The following is a 17,089-nucleotide window of genomic DNA, read 5'->3' as shown; positions in this document are numbered from 1 at the left end:
AATGGGGAAGATGGCTCACTCTCCAGGGGAATGGCGGTGCAGGGCGGCGGTCAGCAGGACCACGCCCGCAGCCAGGAGCCCGGATTGGACCAGGCACATGCCCCCGGGCAGGGAAAAGGCCGGGTCCAGTGTCCCCAGGGACAGGGGGTACTGGGAGAAGAACCGGCCGTTCCACAGGGAGAGCAGCTCGGGAAGGGGGAGGAGCTGGAGCAGGAAGGGCAGGGGCATCCACAGGTAGACGAGCCAGGGGCGCAGGCGGCCCAGCAGCCAGCCGCTGCCCAGGGCAAAGACCAGAGCTGGTATCAAGGATATGGCGGCGGGAAGGAACAGATTGCCCCAGCTGTACCACCGAAACATGCGGGCATAAAAGACAGCGGACAGCAACAGGACGGCGAGGGACTGGAGGACGGTGCCGGTCAGTGCCGCCCCCAGCCGGGCCAGAGCGTATTGCCAGGGCCGCACAGGGGTGGCGGCGGTGAGGACTGCGGCCCGCCGCTCCGCCCCTGAAGTGAAAAAGGTGAGAAAGAACAGCACACCGATCCACAGCAGGGGGAGCAGGCGGCTGAGGTAATCCCCGAAGGTCCAGGGGGAGAAGGGGGCAGTGTGGGACACCCCCAGAATGGAGGCGCCGGTGAGTACCTGCCAGCCGTAGAACAGGGTCACGGCCAGAATGCCGAAAAAGAACTTGTTCCACAGCAAGCGCTTACACTCATATCGAAATATCTTGACCAAGGTCCAGCTCCTCCTCTGTCAGCCCGCAGGCGTCTAAAAATTCTTGATAGGTGAGATAGGGATAGCTCCAATCGAGCTCACGGTTGAACAGGCCGCGCAGGATCTCATCCATGGCCGCCTCACCCCCTACCAGCTTCTCTGCCCTCAAAATTTTCAGGGGCATCTCACAGTACTGCCGCATGCCGGTCAGGCTGTTGGTGATGGCCAGCTGCTCCTCCTCGGGCAGCATGGCCAGGTACTCTGGGTTTCGGACGTAGAAATCCAGGTAGTAGTCCTCCACCTCCCGCTTCCACTGGTCCACGTAGTATTCCTGTGCGTGATCCGCCCCGTAGAGCTCCTTGACGATGCGGTAGGTGGTGTACACCGTCAGCCCCTCGGCGGACCAGGGATCTGCGGGGTCCTCGGAGTCAAACATGTTGCCCAGGCCCCACCACTGGTGGACCAGCTCGTGGATCATCACCTCGCCGGGGACGGCCCCCTTGCCGCCGTCGCGGAGATTGGCGGCAGTGAAGTCCATCTCGTCCAGCAGGCTGGCGCCCCCGGCGGCGTAGCCCCCGCCGGCCACCCGGCTCTGGATCAGCTTCAGAGAGCCGCCAGCGCTGAAGGACAGGGGACCGTAGTGCTCTGTGCAGTAGTCCACCACGGCCCGCACCGCATCCGCCGCCCCGGCCTGCTCCATCACCGCCTGATGCTTCCGGCCATAGTAGAGCTGGATGGTGGCGCCGCCGGCCTGGATATCCTGTCGGATGTAGTCCCCGGCGTAGACGATGCCGCCAGCGCTGTCATCCTCATAGCGCCAGGTGGCGGTGCCGTTGCCGTGGGTCTCCACCACCTCTGCCTCGCTGGTACCGAAGGGGATGACGGTCATGGAGCCGGGCACGGTGAGCTCCACGGTGGTGGGATAGCCCTGCCCCTCTGGCAGAACATTGAGCAGATAGGGCATCAGGTTCTGATTCTCCAGGCACAGATAGGCTCCGCTGATCTCGGGGGAGCCCTGGGTGGTCTCCGCAATGTTCCAGTCCCTGGGGAAGCCGCCGTACTCCAGCACCAGCTCCACCGCGCCGTCCGCCGGGAGGGCGATCTCCCACAGAGCCATGTTGGACTCCTCGTAGCCGATGCGGACGGGGGAGATCTCCGCCCCATTGGCACGGGCAGAAGTGATGTCGTACCCCGGGTCCACACCGAAGCAGACCGTCCACCCCTGGCCGGAGGTGTTCTGGAACTGATAGGCGGCTCGGCCCTCCACCGTGCCAGCGGCGGTGTCTGGGAATACCTGGGCGGTGCGCCTGGAACAGGTGACTCCCTCGGCATACTCCAGTTCGAAGAGCCGGGAGGCGGTGAGGTCCGGATTGCTGTTGTCAAAGAAGGGCTGAGCTGCATAGGCCGCACCGGAACAGGCCAGGAGCAGCAGGGCGATCAACGGCCGACAGACCCGCCGGGCGCTCCGGGCCAGGGAGCCCAGAAGCCCCTTCCCATACTGCCGGATACACAGCCAGGAGAGGGTCCAAACCCCCGCCAGGGCTGCCAGCCAGGTCAGGCGCATATAGGCCACCGACCGGTAGAGTCGGAAGTTGGAGAAGTCATCGGACAGGGCCCATACGCAGGGGGTGAGCCAGCACAGCTGCCACTTCCCGGCCCACACCGTCAGACTCAAGGCGGCGAAGGCGGCAAAGAGGACCAGGGACAGGTCAGAGCGCCGGGTGAACTGATAGGCGGCGGCCGCCGCCAGAATGGCCAGCCACAGGGCCAGCCCCATGAACAGCAGATAGGAGAGCAGGTAGTCCGTGCCGCCAAAGACGGAGCCGATGAGCTCCCGGCTGATGGGGAGCCAAACCAGCATGGTGAGGCCCAGACCCAGGACAGCGGCAGCGGCCAGGGCGGGCAGGCGTACCAGGGCCATGGTCAGGGGGGAGACCGCAGCGTCCATCAGCATGCCCACCCGGCTGCGCTCCGTGCGGTCCAGCTCGTACACTGTCAGCAGGCCGAACAGGATGCCCCCCACCACGCCCCCGGCCAGGGCGGGATCAGCCAGATACATGGACAGCATGGTGTCGGCGGCGGTGGGCTTGTACAGCACCAGCCCAGCCAGTGGGGAGAGCACAGTCAGTAAAATGACCAGCCAGGTCAGGCGGCTTTGGAATAGACGTCCCAGCTCCAGACAAAACAGATGCAGAGCTTTCATTGGACCGCCTCCCGGGAGATGAGGTAGAGGTAGGCGTCCTCCAGGGTAGGTTCTGCGGGCTGAGCGAAGCGGGGGAGGACATCGGCCACCGCCCGGTAGCGGATGCCCTGGCTGGTGTTCACCCGGGCCGTAATGTGCAGCCCCGCCTCCTGGGCCGCCTCCCGTTCCCAGAACACCCCCACGTGTCCAGCGGCGGACTGGATCAGGGCTTCCGGAGTGCCGGTGAACAGGACCCTGCCCTGGTCCATAACGACCAGCTGGCCGCAGACCGACTGCACATCCTCAATGATATGGGTGGACAGCAGCACCAGCCGGTCCTGGGCTGTCTGGGAAAAGAGGTTGCGGAAGTGGATGCGCTCCTCCGGGTCCAGGCCCACGGTGGGCTCGTCAAAGATGAGGAACTCCGGGTCTCCCAGCAGAGCCTGGGCGATTCCCACCCGCTGGCGCTGGCCTCCGGAGAGAGTGCGGATTCTGGCCCGGCGCTTCTCCTCCAGATTGACGGCCCGGATGACCTGGTCGATGGCGGAGCGGCTGTTCCTCAGCCCCTTCAGGGCAGCCATGTAGTCCAGGAACTGATAGACGGTGAGCTCGTCATACAGGCCGAAGGACTGGGGGAGATAGCCCAGACGGGCTTTGAGCGCCCGCTGGGATCGGTCCAGCGGGCGCCCGTCCACCAGGATGGAGCCCTGGGTGGGCAGGAGGGCGGCCACCAGCAGCTTCATCAGGGTGGACTTGCCCGCCCCGTTGGGGCCCAGAAGCCCCACCAGGCTGGGGCTGGTCAGGTCCAGGTCCAGTCGCTGGAGGGCCTGCTTCCCGCTGGGATAGGTCATAGAGAGATCTTGGATTTGGATTTGCATGGGTCAACATCCTTTCGTCTTGGGTTCCATGTCAGGATACCGGTGCAATGTGGAGAGCGATTGAAGAAAAGATGTGTTTTGTATGAAGATGGCGGAGAGGCCAGGGCAATCATGTCCCCGCCCGGGAGGCGGACGGGGACAGATGGCTTAGGCCTGAGAGATGGCCCGGAGAGCGGTGATAAGAGGAGGCTCGCCTGGGGGAGAGGGGAGGTCTGGGAGGGTGCCCAGCTCCTCGTTGCTGCTCCCGTCGGGATTGAGGCCGAATACAGGGGTGTACTGGACCAAGATCCCGCTGTTGGGCAGCTGGAGAAAGACCGGGTCTGTCCCGATGCCATCTCCGCTGGTGGCACTGCCCACCAGCGTGGCAAAACCGGTCTGTTGGCAGAAGAGGGCGAAGGATTCGGAGGCGGAGTAGACGGACTCGTCTGCCAGGACCCAGATGCGGCCCCGGAAGGGGCTGGGCTGATCAGCCGGCTCCACCCTGTGGCAGACTCGGACAAAGTGGGTGGCTAGATCCAGGTCCCCCGGCTCAAGATGAGGCAGACTGGGGAGCTGGTTCAGGGGGAGGAGACACTCGGCGGGAAAGACCTGATCCAAATAAGGGGCGTTGTTGCGGCTGTGGCGGACCAGGGCCAGGTGCTCGCTGGACAGGGGCTCATCAATGTGGGGGGCGACCAACAGCTCCTCCCAGTAAGCCTCGCTCCCGCCGCTGTTGTCCGTCAGATCAAAGATCAGGTCGGTGCAGTCCCCACACTGCCGGTAGAAGTCAGACAGGATGGCACGGTCCGCCTCGTACTCGGCGGGAAAACTGTCGATTTTCACATAGCCCACCCCACTCTCCGGCAACAGGAGGGGGATCACGCCGCCAGCAGCGGGGGCCGGCGTCTCCAGGGCCGGCTCCTCTTCCTCACTTGAGGAGTTAATGGCGCGGTCCAGGGCCAGGAGGGAGCGGTACTTTTCGCGGGTCTCTTTCCGCTCGAGAATGTCGGCCCAGGCCGTCTGCCCGCTCCGCCGGTAGAGCCTGGCGGATGGGAGGAGACTGAAGTAGTCAGCGGGCTCCACAATGGACAGATGCCCGTTGTTCCCCAGCAGGAACAGGGTGCTGTAAACCGCTTGATAAAAGGTCTGATCGCTGTCGCTTTCGGCCACCATGTCCCGGTAGCTGGTGTAGATCCCTTCCACATCCACCCCTTCCCGATCTAAAATCCCCCAGCAGGGATAGCTGTCGGCCAGAACAGACCAGAGATACTTGTAGTCCTCCATCCGCTGCTCTGCGGTCAGACCCAGCATGTGATCTGGAGAAGGGGTGTCCTGGGCCTGACTGAGCGGCAGACTCAGAGACAGGGCGGCGGCAGCTAGTACTGCCGCCGCCATCTGTTTCCTCAATTTCATACAAACACTTCCTTTCTGGAAAACAGGATATCGTGCCTTTATGAAAGGAGTGTGAAGGGGGCCTTACGACTTTCTGACACAAACCTTACAGAACTCTTACAGCATTTGAATGTTTTACCCAATAGGGAGTACAAACAGGCGGGCATTGATTTTCTGCCGGGGCATGTTATACTAAAAGAAAAATGGTGCAGGGAGGCGGACATGGTGGGGGAGAAGAGGCTTTGGAAGCTGGACCAGGGGCTGTGCGTGCTTTTGATGCTGTTGATCCCCCTCCAGCTGTGTCTCAGCATTGCCAACTTGTTTTACGGGATAGACAAGGGTTATGGACACAGCTTCCCACTATGGTCCTATGTCCTGAGTGCGGCTTATCTGTGCGTCGTGTTGTCCGCCGACGGATTCATGATCTGCGTCGGACGGCTGGAGCTGTCCAAATTCGTGGGCAGGTACTGGCTCTCCGCCTGCGGGGCACTGGCGGCAGCGGCCCTGCTGAGGCTGGTGCCGGAGGGCGGGATGATCGCTCTGCTCCTGCTGGCATACACGCCTGTCCTGGTGTTGGTTCCACTGCTGGAAACGCTGGGGATTGGAGAGATATCTCCGATGATGGCAGCCGTAGGCATGTTCTGCTTGTGCAACTGGCTGATCTGCAAGTGCTTTGTGAGGAAGAAATAGGATGGCACAGGTCGGGGGCCAAAGCTCCGGCGTATAAACAGCATCCCGCCCGGCTATCAGCCGGGCGGGATGCTGTTTATATGGCAGGTGCGCCAGAGCGGAGGGGATCAACTGGCCGTTTCCGGCGGAAAAATCACACGGACCCGCACGCCGTCGGTGATATTCTCGATCTCGCACCGGGCCCCGTGCCGATCCAGGATCATCTTCACCAGGTAGAGCCCCAGACCGCTGCCACCGGTGCGTCGGTTCCGGGACTGCTCCTCCCGGTAGAAGGGCTCAAACAGGCGGGGGAGGGCCTCCGCCCCAATCTGGACACCGGTGTTCTCCACCACCAGGGTGGGCCGCCCGTCCAGGCGCAGGGTGCGCACCCGGATGCGGGCCCCGGCGGGGGAGTACAGGGCCGCGTTGGACAGCAGATTGTCCACCGCCCGTCCCAGCAGGCTGGGATCGCCCCGGAGGACGAGGCCGGGGGCCAGGGACAGGGAGAGGTCCATCTCCCGCTGATCCAGCAGCTCCCTGTCCTGCTCCAGCTGTTCCTCCACAAGCCGGGAGAGGTCCACCTCTTCCTTCCGCAGACCCGTCCCCGATTCCATCCGGGAGATGGTGAGGATCTCCCCCACCAGGGCCTCCATCCGGGACGTGACCTGAAGGGAGCGGGCCAGATACCGGTCCCGGTCCCGATAGACGCCCACCTCGTCCAGCATCCCGGTGAGCTGCCCCTTCAGGATGGTGACGGGGGTCTTCAGCTCGTGGGAGGCAGCGGCGAAAAAGGCGCTGCGCTGCCGCTCCAGCTCCCGTTCCCGCTCCATCTCTCCCAGCAGGGCGTCGTTGGCCGCTCTCAGGTCGGTCAGGGCGGCGGAGAGGCGCTGGGACATACGATCCAGACTGCGGCCCAGGGCGCCGATCTCATCCCGGCGGGTCTCCCCGCAGATCCAGCCAAAGTCCAGCTCTGCCATTTTCCCCGCAATGCCGCTGAGGCGGACGATGGGGCGGGTGATATAGCGGGAATAGACCACTGCGCACAGGGCAGAGAAGGCCAGCAGCACCAGCAGCACCCAGGGGGCCATCCGGGCCAGGGCCGCCACTGCCAGGTTTTCCGAGCGTACTCCGGGGGAGACATAGAGCTCGCAGGTCTGCCCGCCGGCAAAGGTGACCTCGGTAACCTGGGTGTCGCTGGCTATGGAGAGGGCGTATTCCCGGCCATCCTCCTGGATGATGGCTGCGGGCGGGTCCCCGTTCCACAGGGACTGGATCTCCGATGCGGTGAACATGGAGTCGGAGGTGACAGTCACTATCGTGCTCTCGTCCTCATAGACCGACTGGATGGAGAGCTGGGAGTTGGTGTCCTGAACGATGTGCCCATTGGCGTCCACCAGCATGACGGAGGATTTGGAGGCGCGGATGAACTCGTCCAGGATGGGGCCGCAGTCCTCCAGGGCGGTGACAGACAGGCGTTCCACCAGCAGGTCAGTCTGGGCCCGCAGATCGTCGCTGGCCGCCGCTGTGTAGGTGATGGGGGTGGCCCAGGCAATCAGGGCGAAGGTGATGGCCCCCGCCCCAAGCAGGATGAGGAGGGTAATGAGGAAGATGCGGACAGTGAGGCTCTCATGGAGCTTCCTTCGCAGCACGATAGCCCACCCCCCTCACTGTCTCGATGCAGTCGATGCCCAGCTTGTGACGGAGATTCTTGATGTGGCTGTCCACCACCCGCTCGTCCCCGAAGAAATCGTAGCCCCACAGCTTGGCCAGCAGCACCTCCCGGGTAAAGACCCGGCCAGGGCTGGAGAGAAAGGTGTGGAGCAGCTCGAACTCCCGGGCGGTGAGCTCCAGAGACCGGCCGGCCAGCCGCACCTCCATGGCCTCCGGGTCCAGGGTCAGATCCCCGTAGCGGAGAAGGGAGGGCGCGGTGCTGATACCCCCGGCACGGCGGAGGATGGCGGCGATCTTTTTCAGCAGCACCGGCATGGAGAAGGGCTTGGTCACATAGTCGTCGATCTCCAGGTCAAAGCCCCGAAGCTGCTCCGCCTCCCCGTCCAGGGCGGTGAGCATGAGGATGGGGACCTGGGATTCCTGGCGGATCAGCTCGCACACGCCGAAGCCGTCTATTTTGGGCAGCATGATGTCCAACAGGACCAGGTCAAAGGAGGCGGAGCGGAACAGCTCCAGGGCCTCCACCCCGTCTCCGGCCAGGCTGGTCTGGTAGCCGGCCTGCTGGAGATAGGCGGAGAGCAGCTCCTGGATGTCCGGCTCGTCTTCCACGATCAGGATTCGGTTCATTTTGTTCACCCCAATGACAGGATAACAGGAAAATATGAATTTTATATGGAGAGGGACAAAAAAACCAGAGCGGGAGGGGAAGAGGCGGAAAAAGAGCCCCGGCTGCCGGAGCAGAGGGCTCCGGCGGCCGGGGGCAGGACAGGGTCAGTCCCCGTACATGGGGGTGGAAAGATAGTGCTCTCCGGTGTCGGGGAGCAGGGCCACGATGGTCTTGCCCCGGTTCTCCGGCCGCCGGGCCAGCTGCACTGCGGCCCAGACCGCTGCGCCGGAGGAGATGCCAACCAGCACCCCTTCCAGCCGGCCCAGCCGGCCGCCCATGGCCAGGGCGTCCTGGTCCTCCACCTGGATGATCTCGTCATAGATCCCGGTGTCCAGCGCCTGAGGGACGAAGCCGGCCCCGATGCCCTGGATGGCGTGGGGCCCCGGCGTTCCACCGCTGAGCACGGGGGAGGAGGCGGGTTCCACTGCCACGATCTGTACGTCCGGCCTGCGGGATCTCAGGTACTCGCCCACTCCGGTGATGGTGCCGCCAGAGCCTACCCCGGCCACGAAGATGTCCACCGTCCCGTCGGTGTCCGCCCAGATCTCCGGGCCGGTGGAGGTGCGGTGGGCGGCGGGATTGGCTGGGTTTTCAAATTGGCCGGGGATGAAGCTGCCAGGGATCTCCCGGGCCAGCTCCTCCGCCCTGGCGATGGCCCCCGCCATGCCCAGCCGGCCCTCGGTCAGCACCACCTCGGCCCCATAGGCCAGCAGGAGCTGACGCCGCTCCTGGCTCATGGTGTCCGGCATGACGATGATGGCCCGATAGCCCCGGGCGGCGGCCACCAGTGCCAGACCGATGCCTGTGTTGCCCGAGGTGGGCTCGATGATGACAGAGCCGGATTTCAGAATGCCCCGGGCCTCCCCGTCGTCCAGCATGGATTTGGCGATGCGGTCCTTGGCGGACCCGCCGGGGTTGAAGCTCTCCAGCTTCCCCAGGATGCGGGTGCTCAGGCCCAGCTCCCGCTCAAGATGCGTCAGCTCCAGCAGGGGCGTCCCCCCGATCAGCTGCTCTACTGAGGTATAGATCTTTCCCATAGCGCTTATCCTCCGTTCTTTCTAACTGTCAGGTAGTTTAGGGGGATTATAGGCTTTTCCCCGGCAGGTGTCAAGAAAAAGCGGGGCCTGAGACTTCAAGGGCACGCCCAACACACGGGATTTGTGATTTTTGTTGTCGTGGCACCGGATCTGTGTTATAATTTTGACAAAGATACCTGAAAAAGGAAGGGAAGGAGCCGGCTGGGCCGGAGCGGCCCGGGTCGGAGGAGAGACAAAGGAGGCCTGTTATGGTAGAAGTCACCACTCTGGATCTGGTCATTATTGGACTGTATCTGCTCTTCATGCTGCTGGTGGGTGTGTGGTTCGTAAAGCGCATCAAGAACACGGATGACTATTATGTAGCGGGACGCACACTGGGGCCGGTGGTCCTGGCCGCCACCGTGTGTGCCACCATTATCGGAGGCAGCGCCATGATGGGGCGGGCGGGCATCGCCTACACCACGGGCTTCATGGCCATTGCCACCGCCCTGCCCTATATGCTGGGCATGTTTATCTTCTCCGGCTACGCCGGGCGTATTCAGCAGGTGGGGGAGAAGTACCACATCGAGTCCATCCCCAGCCTGTTCGAGTACCGCTTCGGAAAGCCGGCTAAATGCGTCCTGGCTGCTATGGTGGCTTTCGCCATGGTGGGCACGGTGGCCGCCCAGGTCACCGCCACCGCTACCATTATTAAGCTGCTGGGGGGACAGGTGGGCATCAGCTACGAGATGGGGGCTTTTATCGCCACCGCCATCTTCATCATCTATACCGCCGCCTCCGGACTGTTCGGCGTGGTGTACACCGATGTGGTGCAGTTTTTCATGCTCATTATCTTTGTCTACCTGATGATCCCATTTTCCAGTCTGGACTATCTGGGGGGCTTCGGGAGCTTCTGGGCCAGCCTGGACAAGAGCTACATCACCCCTGCCATTGACGGCAAGATACTGGGGGACATCGTCACCTATCTGGTGTTCACCATGGCGGGGGCGGAGATGTGGCAGCGGGCCTTCGCGGCCAAGGATAAAAAGTCGGCCAAGCGGGGCATGTTCTGGGGCACCGCCGTCTATGGCGTGACCATCGCCTTGCTGTTCCTGATGGGGCTGGCGGCCCAGCAGATCCTGCCCAACGTGGTGGAGGAGTTCGGCACCGCCGATGCCGTGATACCTGCCTTGGCCATCAAAATCCTGCCCCCCGGCCTGACGGGGCTGGCTCTGTCCGGCATCCTCTCCGTGATGATGAGCACGGCGGACAGCTATCTGCTGGTCTCTGTTCAGACGGTGGTCAGCGACCTAGGCAAGACCTTCCACCCCGCCATGAAGGAGAAACAAGAGATCCTTTTCTCCCGCATCGCCTCGGTGGTGCTGGCCCTGGGGGCACTGGTCATCGCCCTGTACATCAAGAGTGCCTACGACGTGCTCATGTTCGCCTGGGCCTTCTACGCAGCGGCGGCCGGACTGCCCGCCCTGGCGGCTCTGTACTGGAAGAGAGCCACCAGCGCCGGCATCATGGCCGGGATGCTGGGGGGCTTCGTGGTCACCGTGGTCTGGAAGCTGGTGGGCGAGCCCATGGGTCTGGGTGCCACCGTCCCCGGCGCCATCGCCTGCGGCGTCCTGCTGGTGGGAGTCAGCCTGGCCACATACCGGAAGCGCCCCACTGTGATGGTGGAAGTGAAATAAGCGTCCGAGACGGGGAAGCGAGACGGTCGAAAAGAGGCAGTCTGCCACGGGCAGGGGTTGTCCGCCTGCGGACGCGAACTCTGCAAAGATTTTTCCACAGAGCGCCGGCCCCGCCCCTTATTGGGGGCGGGGCCGGCGCTCTGTGGAAAAGCGGCATGGACGTTTTATGCCGTCTGGTCAGGCAGGTCCTCCAGGGAGGCGAAGGTGTAGCCCATGTCCTCCCAGCGGGTGAGCAGCTCGTCCAGGATCTCGGCGTTGGTCCGGGAGGTGGAGTGGAGCAGCACGATGGCCCCATTGTGGATGCGGGGGATGAGTTTGGAGAAGGCCTCCTCCGCCGTGGGCTGGTCATCCACGTACCAGTCCACATAGGCCAGGCTCCAGAACACGGTGCGGTAGCCCAGGGCCTGGGCCTGGCGCAGATTCTCCTCGCTGTATTTTCCCTGCGGAGGGCGGTAGAACCGGGGGAGGGTCTGGCCGGTGGTCTCCTGGTACAGCTGTTCCAGCTCCTCCAGCTCCTGCTGAAATTTGCTCTGGTCCGAGATGGCGGACATGTCCGGATGGTGGAAGGTGTGGTTACCCACGATGTGCCCCTCCTGAACCATACGGCGGATCAGGTCGGGGGAGGACTGGATCATGTGTCCCACTACAAAGAAGGCGGCCGGGGCCTGATGGTCCTTCAGCACGTCCAGGATCTGGGCGGTGTAGCCGTTCTCATATCCGCAGTCAAAGGTGAGGTAGAGGACCTTCTGGGTCGTGTCCCCCACATAATAGGCGTCGTATTGGGCCAGGGACTGGGCGGTGGCGTTGCCCACAGGGGGCTCCCCCTCAGTCTGGAAGGACAGGCCCCAGTTGTCGGTGGAGGCGGCCACTGCCGCCGGGGCGGCAGCGGGGACGGGAGTGTCCTCCCGCACAGCCAGCCAGAACAGCCCTCCCAGTACCAGGCAGAGCGCAGCTGCGGACAGCAGCGCGGTTCGGCGTGTGTGGTCCATAGATGTTCCCTCCTGCGTGTTTTCGGTCAGGTCAGCGCTAGGATGTGCAGGAGAGAGGCAAAATATGTACCGCTTATGCTGGAAAAGAAGGCGGAACGGCGGCCTTCTGGCCGCCGTTCCGCCTGGAGCCAAGCCGCTTTTTTGACAGATCTGTGCTTACCGGTCGGCCACTGCGGTCCGCATCCACTTTCCACTCTTCACCCGGAGCAGGGAGACCGCCGCGCCCACGGCCCAGCCGGCGGGAATGGACCACCAGATGGCGTTGGCGCCGAAGGGGGTCAGATAGACCAGCGCGTAGGCGATGGCCACTCGGGAGAACAGGTTCGCCATAGAGCTGAGGGTGAACGCCCCCATGTCTCCGGCCCCCCGGAGCATCCCGTTGGGAACAAAGAGAACGCCCATGAGGATGTAAAAGACGGAGACGGTGCGCATGTAGGCCAGCCCGTAGCCCATGGCGCCGGAGGTGTCTCCCGGGTCCAGGAACAGGGAGAGCAGCTGGCTGCCGAACAGGAAGATGATGACCGTGATGACCAGGGAGAAGACCACAACCATGAACAGGCAGGCCTTCAGGCCCTCCTTCACCCGGTCGTACTTGCCAGCGCCGATGTTCTGGGCGGTATAGCTGGACATGGCGTTGGAGAAGTTCATGTTGGGCAGCATGGCCAGGGTGTCGATCTTGGTGGCGGCGGTGTAGCCGGCGACCAGCACCTTGCCGAAGGAGTTGACCAGTCCCTGCATCATCATCATGGACAGGGAGACCAGGGACTGCTGGAGCATGGAGGGCAGGCCGATCTGGGCGATGCGCTTTACCGCCGTCATGTGGAACAGGGGGATCTTCATGTTGGCCCGCTCCGGCTCACAGGGCAGCTTCTTCATCCGCTGGAACATCACCACCAGGGAGGCGATGGCACACATTCCCTGAGCGATCAGGGTGGCCCAGGCCACCCCCGCCACCCCCATGTTGAACTGGATGACGAAGAGTAGGTCCAGCACGATGTTGGTCAGGCTGGAGATCATGAGAAAGATCAGCGGCGTTTTGCTGTCCCCCTGGGCGTTGTAGATGCCGTTGAGGGTGTTGTACAAAAACAGGAACACCGCTCCTCCAAAGTAGATCCGCAGGTACAGCCGGGAGTCATCCATAATGTCCGGGTCGGTGCCCAGCAGCTGGAGCAGAGGGCCGGCGAACACCGTCCCCAGGGCCATGATGATGAGGCCCAGCACGCTCAGGGAGATGATAGCGGTGGAGATGGTGGTCTTCATCTCGTGGATGCGCCTGGCCCCGAACAGCTGGGAGACCACCACGTTACAGCCCATAGACAGCCCGGAGGCCACCGCCACCGACAAAAACACGATGGGGAAGGAGGAGCCTACCGCTGCCACCGCGTCCTCCCCCACGAACTTGCCCACTACAGCGGTGTCCACCATGTTGTACAGCTGCTGGAACAGATTGCCCGCCACCATAGGCAGGGCAAAGAAAAACAGCAGGTTGAGAGGCTTGCCCTCTGTCAGATTTTTAACCATCGTCCCCTTCCTCTCCTCTTTTGTATTGCATGACATTTTCGATGATCCGGGACAAAAAGCTGTTATACAGTGTCCGTTCCTCGGAGGAGAACCCCCGGCAGCAGATGTCGTTCCAGCTCTCCAGGATCTTCTGGACGGCCCCAGCGCGCTCCTCCCCAGCCGGGGTAAGGGAGACCTGCTTCTCACGCCGGCACTGGTCACTCACCCAGCGCTCCACTAAGCCACGCTCCTCCAGACGGGCCACACTCCGGGCTACTGCCCCCTTATCCAGGGCGGTCTGGGCCGCGATGTCCTCCTGACGCAGGCAGTTTCCGCCCCACAGAAGGTAGAGTATCATGCCGTCCATGGGCTGGAATCCCAGAGGCGCCAGCTGCTCTCGAAAATACTGCTGCTTGATGCGGCGGAAAATCTCGCTCCGGTCCTGCATGGTCCCTGCCTCCCTTTTTATTGTTGTATCTATCAACAGTTGTATTTTACAATAATTTCTTAACAAAATCTATACACAAAGCTGACAAATTTAGCACTGCCGGGGGGAGACAGGGGAGGATGGGCCGGCGGTTCTTGGAGCAGAACACCACACAGTCCACCTTGTCCGGGAGCGGCTCACAGCAGATGAACCTGCTGGGGAACAGGGGGCGGGGCAGGACGCAGCCCTCTGTAAAGCGCTCCTATGATATTGGCGGTGTTGATGGCCATTTCTCTCTCACCGGGATGTCCTCAAATCCCTGCTTCATATGCGGGGCAACCGGCGCAGTGACCCGCGCGAGCGCGGCAATTTCCTTACTGGGCAGCTGGGCCATAGCCTCGCTCTCCGCCTCGGCGGAGAAGATAATGCTTCGGGCGTAGGCGACGCCTGCCAGGGACAGACAGAGAAAAATCCTGCCTAGGGCAGAAAATGGCCGTCATTTTTGTGATCCTGTGGTATAATAGGATGACCTGTAAAAAACGGGCGGATCATGGGAAACTCCCTGGGATCGCTCTGGAAGACTTGGAAAGGCGGTGCAGCGATGGTCTATACCACCCACTATCAGTCCCCTCTGGGGGCTCTGCTCCTGGCGGCCAGGGGGGACGCACTGGCCGGCCTCTGGCTGGAGGGACAGAAATACTTTCTGGGTTCCCTGAAGGAGCCGGCGGAGCCCATGGAGGGCCACCCCGTGCTGCTCCAGGCCGGGGATTGGCTGTCCCGCTACTTTGCGGGGGAGCGGCCGGATTCCGGTGAGCTGAAGCTGGACCCCGGCGGCGGGGAATTTCGGAGGACAGTCTGGGAGGAGCTGTGCCGCATCCCCTATGGGAGCGTGACCACCTATGGCGCACTGGCCCGGACCGTGGCTGCCCGACTGGGCCGGGCCAGCATGTCAGCCCAGGCGGTCGGGGGCGCGGTGGGCCACAACCCCATCTCTATCCTCATCCCCTGCCACCGGGTGGTGGGGGCGGACGGCAGCCTTACCGGATACGCCGGGGGAATCGACAAGAAGCTCTGGCTTTTGGACCACGAGGGGGTGGAGACGGACCGCTTCTTCGTCCCCGACAACAGCACCGCGCCGTAAGGGAGGGGCCCATGGAGAGAAGGCGATGCAGGTGGGTCAACTTGAAAAACCCCCGCTATATCCGCTACCACGACGAGGAGTGGGGGAGGCCCCACTATGATGACGGCTATCTCTTTGAGCTGCTGGTGCTGGAATCCTTTCAGGCGGGGCTGTCTTGGGAGTGTATCCTGAACAAGCGGGAGAGCTTTCGGACAGCCTTTGACGGTTTCGACTGCCGCAAAGTGGCCGCCTACACCCAGGAGAAGATGGACGCCCTGGCTGCCGACCCCTCCATCGTCCGCAACCGGCGGAAGATCGCTGCGGCGGTGAACAACGCCAGGATCTTTTTAACGATCCAGGAGGAGTTCGGCAGCTTTTCCAACTATCTCTGGCACTTCACCCGGGGGGAGCAGGTGGTCCACCGGGACGGGCTCCTCCGGGCATCGTCGCCCCTGTCCGACGCAGTTTCCCGGGACCTGAAGGGAAGGGGGATGAGATTCGTGGGCTCCGTTATCATCTACTCCTACCTCCAGGCGGCGGGGATCATCGACGACCACGAGCCGGAGTGCGACTTCTGCTGCGGCCGGCAGAGGGCAAAGGAGCAGCCTTTGGGGATAGAATAGAGGCCCTCCGGGGCAGGAGGGCGGAAAGAAGGCAGCCCCGCATGGCACGCCATGCGGGGCTGCTCAATGCTGCTCATGTCAGTTGAACTCATGGGGAGAGAGGTATTTCTGCGAACTCATCGCATAGCCGTTTTGATACTTGACAGTCAGGTAGACAGTCTCCTCCCCGTTGGTGAGCTGTACATAACAAACGCCGTCATCGTCGAACTGATGGGTGATGTCCAGCTTCTCTCCGTAATAGTAGATCCACACCGAGCCGTCATCCTCATAGGAGACCTCCGGCGCGTTGAGATGCTCCATCAGCTCCTCCGGGGTGAGCGGCCGTTCGGTGCCGTCCGGCTCAAAGGCCACACCGCCTCCGCCGCGCTGCTGTGTCTCGCCGTTTTCATCTGTGTACTCCAGCGTATAGTGCCCCGGCTCTACTGTCATGACTGCGTCTGTCTGATCGCCGTGGAGCCAAAGCTGCACCCTGCGCTGGATGCTCCCCAGGTCGGCCGCATAAGCCGCACTTCCCGTAGCCAGCAGGAGTGCGGCCGCGAGGGCGATGACTGCGGTCCTGCGGCCGCTCTTTCTATGCGTCTGCTCTGTCATTTTCATTACCTCCGTCAGTGTGTCGGAGGGGGCATGCAGTGGGGCAAATGCCCTCTGAAACCGTTCCTGCTCTGTCATGGTGATTCCTCCTCCAAAATCGTTTTGAGTTTTGCCCTTGCCCGGAACAGCCTGGTGCTGACCGTTTTTTCCGGGATACGGAGCATGGATGCCACTTCCGCTGTGGAGTACCCCTCATAGTAAAAGAGCAGCAGCGGTACACGGTATTTCTTGTCCAGGGACATGACGCTTTTGAACAGCTCCTGGTCCCGCTCATGCTCAAATCCCAGCGTCTCGGTGTAGTCATCGATGTTCTCCAGCCTGCGCCACGGTGAGCGGAAGAGCATCTTACAGCGATTGACGGTGGCGCGGATGAGCCAGTTTTTGAGGTGGGCGTCCGATTCAAACGCCTTTTCTGTCTTGTACAGCTCGATCAGTACATCCTGCGTCACATCATTTGCGTCATCCGGATTTTTCAGCCAGCCATAGGCCACGCGATAGATGGTGTCCATGTACCGCTCCGCGGTTCGGGCAAATGCTTCGTTTGAAAACATATATGTCTCTCCTTGAAAGGCCTTACACCCTATATGTGCAGAAGGAAGCCGATTCCTTTCACTTTGGAACAAAATTTTTTGTCCCGGCTGCCGAAGCTGCGGGCAAAGCGGGACGGAAGCAGCAGAAGACCTCCCTGCGGAACAGCAGCTCCAGCAGGGAGGTCTTGTCTCGACTCTCGTGGTCATTCTTTTGTATGCGGGCCTGCGCAGGGGAGAGGGCCGCCGTCTCGTTATCTCAGGGTGGGATTGCCCCCCTGCCCGGTGGGAATGTCCAGCAGGATGTCCTTGTTCTTTCCCGCCCGCAGCACATAGCTGTCTCCCGGGTGGCCCATGGGCCCCTCAGCGCGCAGTCCCGTAGCCCTACCTCGCAAACGGTGATGCGCTCAGGCAGCTTCATACCATATCACACTCCAAATCATATCAGGC

The 17,089-nt window shown here is 62.4% G+C and carries 16 protein-coding genes; 4 read left to right on the top strand and 12 right to left on the bottom strand.

The window, feature by feature from the left end; genetic code table 11:
• Positions 1 to 15: 15 nt before the first annotated feature.
• From L9O85_RS08755 to L9O85_RS08740, 4 genes are all read right to left on the bottom strand, one after another.
• A complete protein-coding gene (locus L9O85_RS08755; protein WP_301578409.1) occupies positions 16 to 732 on the bottom strand; it encodes a hypothetical protein in 717 nt (238 codons plus the stop codon).
• A complete protein-coding gene (locus L9O85_RS08750; protein WP_276756818.1) occupies positions 710 to 2,914 on the bottom strand; it encodes a hypothetical protein in 2,205 nt (734 codons plus the stop codon). The genes L9O85_RS08755 and L9O85_RS08750 overlap by 23 nt, the downstream gene beginning before the upstream one ends.
• Positions 2,911 to 3,771: an ATP-binding cassette domain-containing protein gene (locus L9O85_RS08745; protein ID WP_276756820.1), complete on the bottom strand. Its 861-nt coding sequence runs from the start codon at positions 3,769 to 3,771 to the stop codon at positions 2,911 to 2,913. Before L9O85_RS08745 ends, L9O85_RS08750 begins: the two co-directional genes overlap by 4 nt.
• A gap of 147 nt (positions 3,772 to 3,918) precedes the next feature.
• Complete coding sequence (locus L9O85_RS08740; RefSeq protein ID WP_276756822.1) at positions 3,919 to 5,163, bottom strand: S41 family peptidase; 1,245 nt, start codon at positions 5,161 to 5,163, stop codon at positions 3,919 to 3,921.
• 201 nt (positions 5,164 to 5,364) lie between these two features.
• Between L9O85_RS08740 and L9O85_RS08735 the strand changes: the two genes are divergently transcribed.
• Positions 5,365 to 5,832, top strand: coding sequence for a hypothetical protein (locus L9O85_RS08735; protein WP_108981118.1), 468 nt, complete (start codon positions 5,365 to 5,367; stop codon positions 5,830 to 5,832).
• Between the two features lie 107 nt (positions 5,833 to 5,939).
• Here the strand turns inward: L9O85_RS08735 and L9O85_RS08730 are convergent, their stop codons facing one another.
• The 3 genes from L9O85_RS08730 to cysK form a co-directional block, all read right to left on the bottom strand.
• The gene (locus tag L9O85_RS08730) at positions 5,940 to 7,460 is read right to left on the bottom strand and encodes a sensor histidine kinase (RefSeq protein WP_276756824.1); all 1,521 of its coding nucleotides are present in this window, start codon (positions 7,458 to 7,460) and stop codon (positions 5,940 to 5,942) included.
• Entirely contained in the window at positions 7,438 to 8,109 is a 672-nt protein-coding gene (locus tag L9O85_RS08725; RefSeq protein WP_108981120.1) for a response regulator transcription factor, read from the bottom strand. Before L9O85_RS08725 ends, L9O85_RS08730 begins: the two co-directional genes overlap by 23 nt.
• Before the next feature lie 144 nt (positions 8,110 to 8,253).
• Positions 8,254 to 9,186, bottom strand: a complete 933-nt coding sequence (cysK, locus tag L9O85_RS08720) for a cysteine synthase A (protein ID WP_301578408.1) — start codon at positions 9,184 to 9,186, stop codon at positions 8,254 to 8,256.
• A gap of 248 nt (positions 9,187 to 9,434) precedes the next feature.
• Here cysK and L9O85_RS08715 point away from each other — a divergent pair, with 248 nt between their 5' ends.
• Positions 9,435 to 10,862 carry a sodium:solute symporter family protein gene (locus L9O85_RS08715; RefSeq protein ID WP_050624062.1) on the top strand — a complete coding sequence of 476 codons (1,428 nt, stop codon included), beginning with the start codon at positions 9,435 to 9,437 and terminating at the stop codon, positions 10,860 to 10,862.
• 164 nt (positions 10,863 to 11,026) lie between these two features.
• Here L9O85_RS08715 and pdaA read toward each other — a convergent pair whose 3' ends face one another.
• The 3 genes from pdaA to L9O85_RS08700 all read right to left on the bottom strand — a co-directional run bounded on the left by pdaA (position 11,027) and on the right by L9O85_RS08700 (position 13,799).
• Complete coding sequence (pdaA, locus tag L9O85_RS08710) at positions 11,027 to 11,851, bottom strand: delta-lactam-biosynthetic de-N-acetylase (RefSeq protein WP_108981122.1); 825 nt, start codon at positions 11,849 to 11,851, stop codon at positions 11,027 to 11,029.
• A 156-nt stretch (positions 11,852 to 12,007) separates the two neighbouring features.
• Positions 12,008 to 13,372, bottom strand: coding sequence for an MATE family efflux transporter (locus tag L9O85_RS08705; protein WP_050624064.1), 1,365 nt, complete (start codon positions 13,370 to 13,372; stop codon positions 12,008 to 12,010).
• Positions 13,365 to 13,799, bottom strand: a complete 435-nt coding sequence (locus tag L9O85_RS08700) for a MarR family winged helix-turn-helix transcriptional regulator (protein ID WP_108981124.1) — start codon at positions 13,797 to 13,799, stop codon at positions 13,365 to 13,367. The genes L9O85_RS08705 and L9O85_RS08700 overlap by 8 nt, the downstream gene beginning before the upstream one ends.
• A 580-nt stretch (positions 13,800 to 14,379) precedes the next feature.
• Between L9O85_RS08700 and L9O85_RS08695 the strand changes: the two genes are divergently transcribed.
• Both L9O85_RS08695 and L9O85_RS08690 read left to right on the top strand, forming a co-directional pair.
• A complete protein-coding gene (locus L9O85_RS08695) occupies positions 14,380 to 14,919 on the top strand; it encodes a methylated-DNA--[protein]-cysteine S-methyltransferase (protein ID WP_050624067.1) in 540 nt (179 codons plus the stop codon).
• 11 nt (positions 14,920 to 14,930) lie between these two features.
• Positions 14,931 to 15,521, top strand: a complete 591-nt coding sequence (locus L9O85_RS08690; protein ID WP_108981126.1) for a DNA-3-methyladenine glycosylase I — start codon at positions 14,931 to 14,933, stop codon at positions 15,519 to 15,521.
• 78 nt (positions 15,522 to 15,599) lie between these two features.
• On the opposite strand, the gene L9O85_RS08685 is transcribed toward L9O85_RS08690, so the two are convergent.
• Positions 15,600 to 16,190 (bottom strand): hypothetical protein, encoded by a 591-nt coding sequence (locus L9O85_RS08685; RefSeq protein WP_108981127.1) that lies wholly within the window; start codon positions 16,188 to 16,190, stop codon positions 15,600 to 15,602.
• Positions 16,187 to 16,663, bottom strand: a complete 477-nt coding sequence (locus L9O85_RS08680) for an RNA polymerase sigma factor (RefSeq protein ID WP_050624070.1) — start codon at positions 16,661 to 16,663, stop codon at positions 16,187 to 16,189. The genes L9O85_RS08685 and L9O85_RS08680 overlap by 4 nt, the downstream gene beginning before the upstream one ends.
• Between the last annotated feature and the right edge of the window lie 426 nt (positions 16,664 to 17,089).

Source organism: Lawsonibacter asaccharolyticus, from assembly GCF_022453915.1.
GTDB classification, from domain to species: domain Bacteria; phylum Bacillota; class Clostridia; order Oscillospirales; family Oscillospiraceae; genus Lawsonibacter; species Lawsonibacter asaccharolyticus.
The sequence above is the reverse complement of the archived record's forward strand: the minus strand, read 5'-3'. Positions and strand labels throughout refer to the sequence as shown.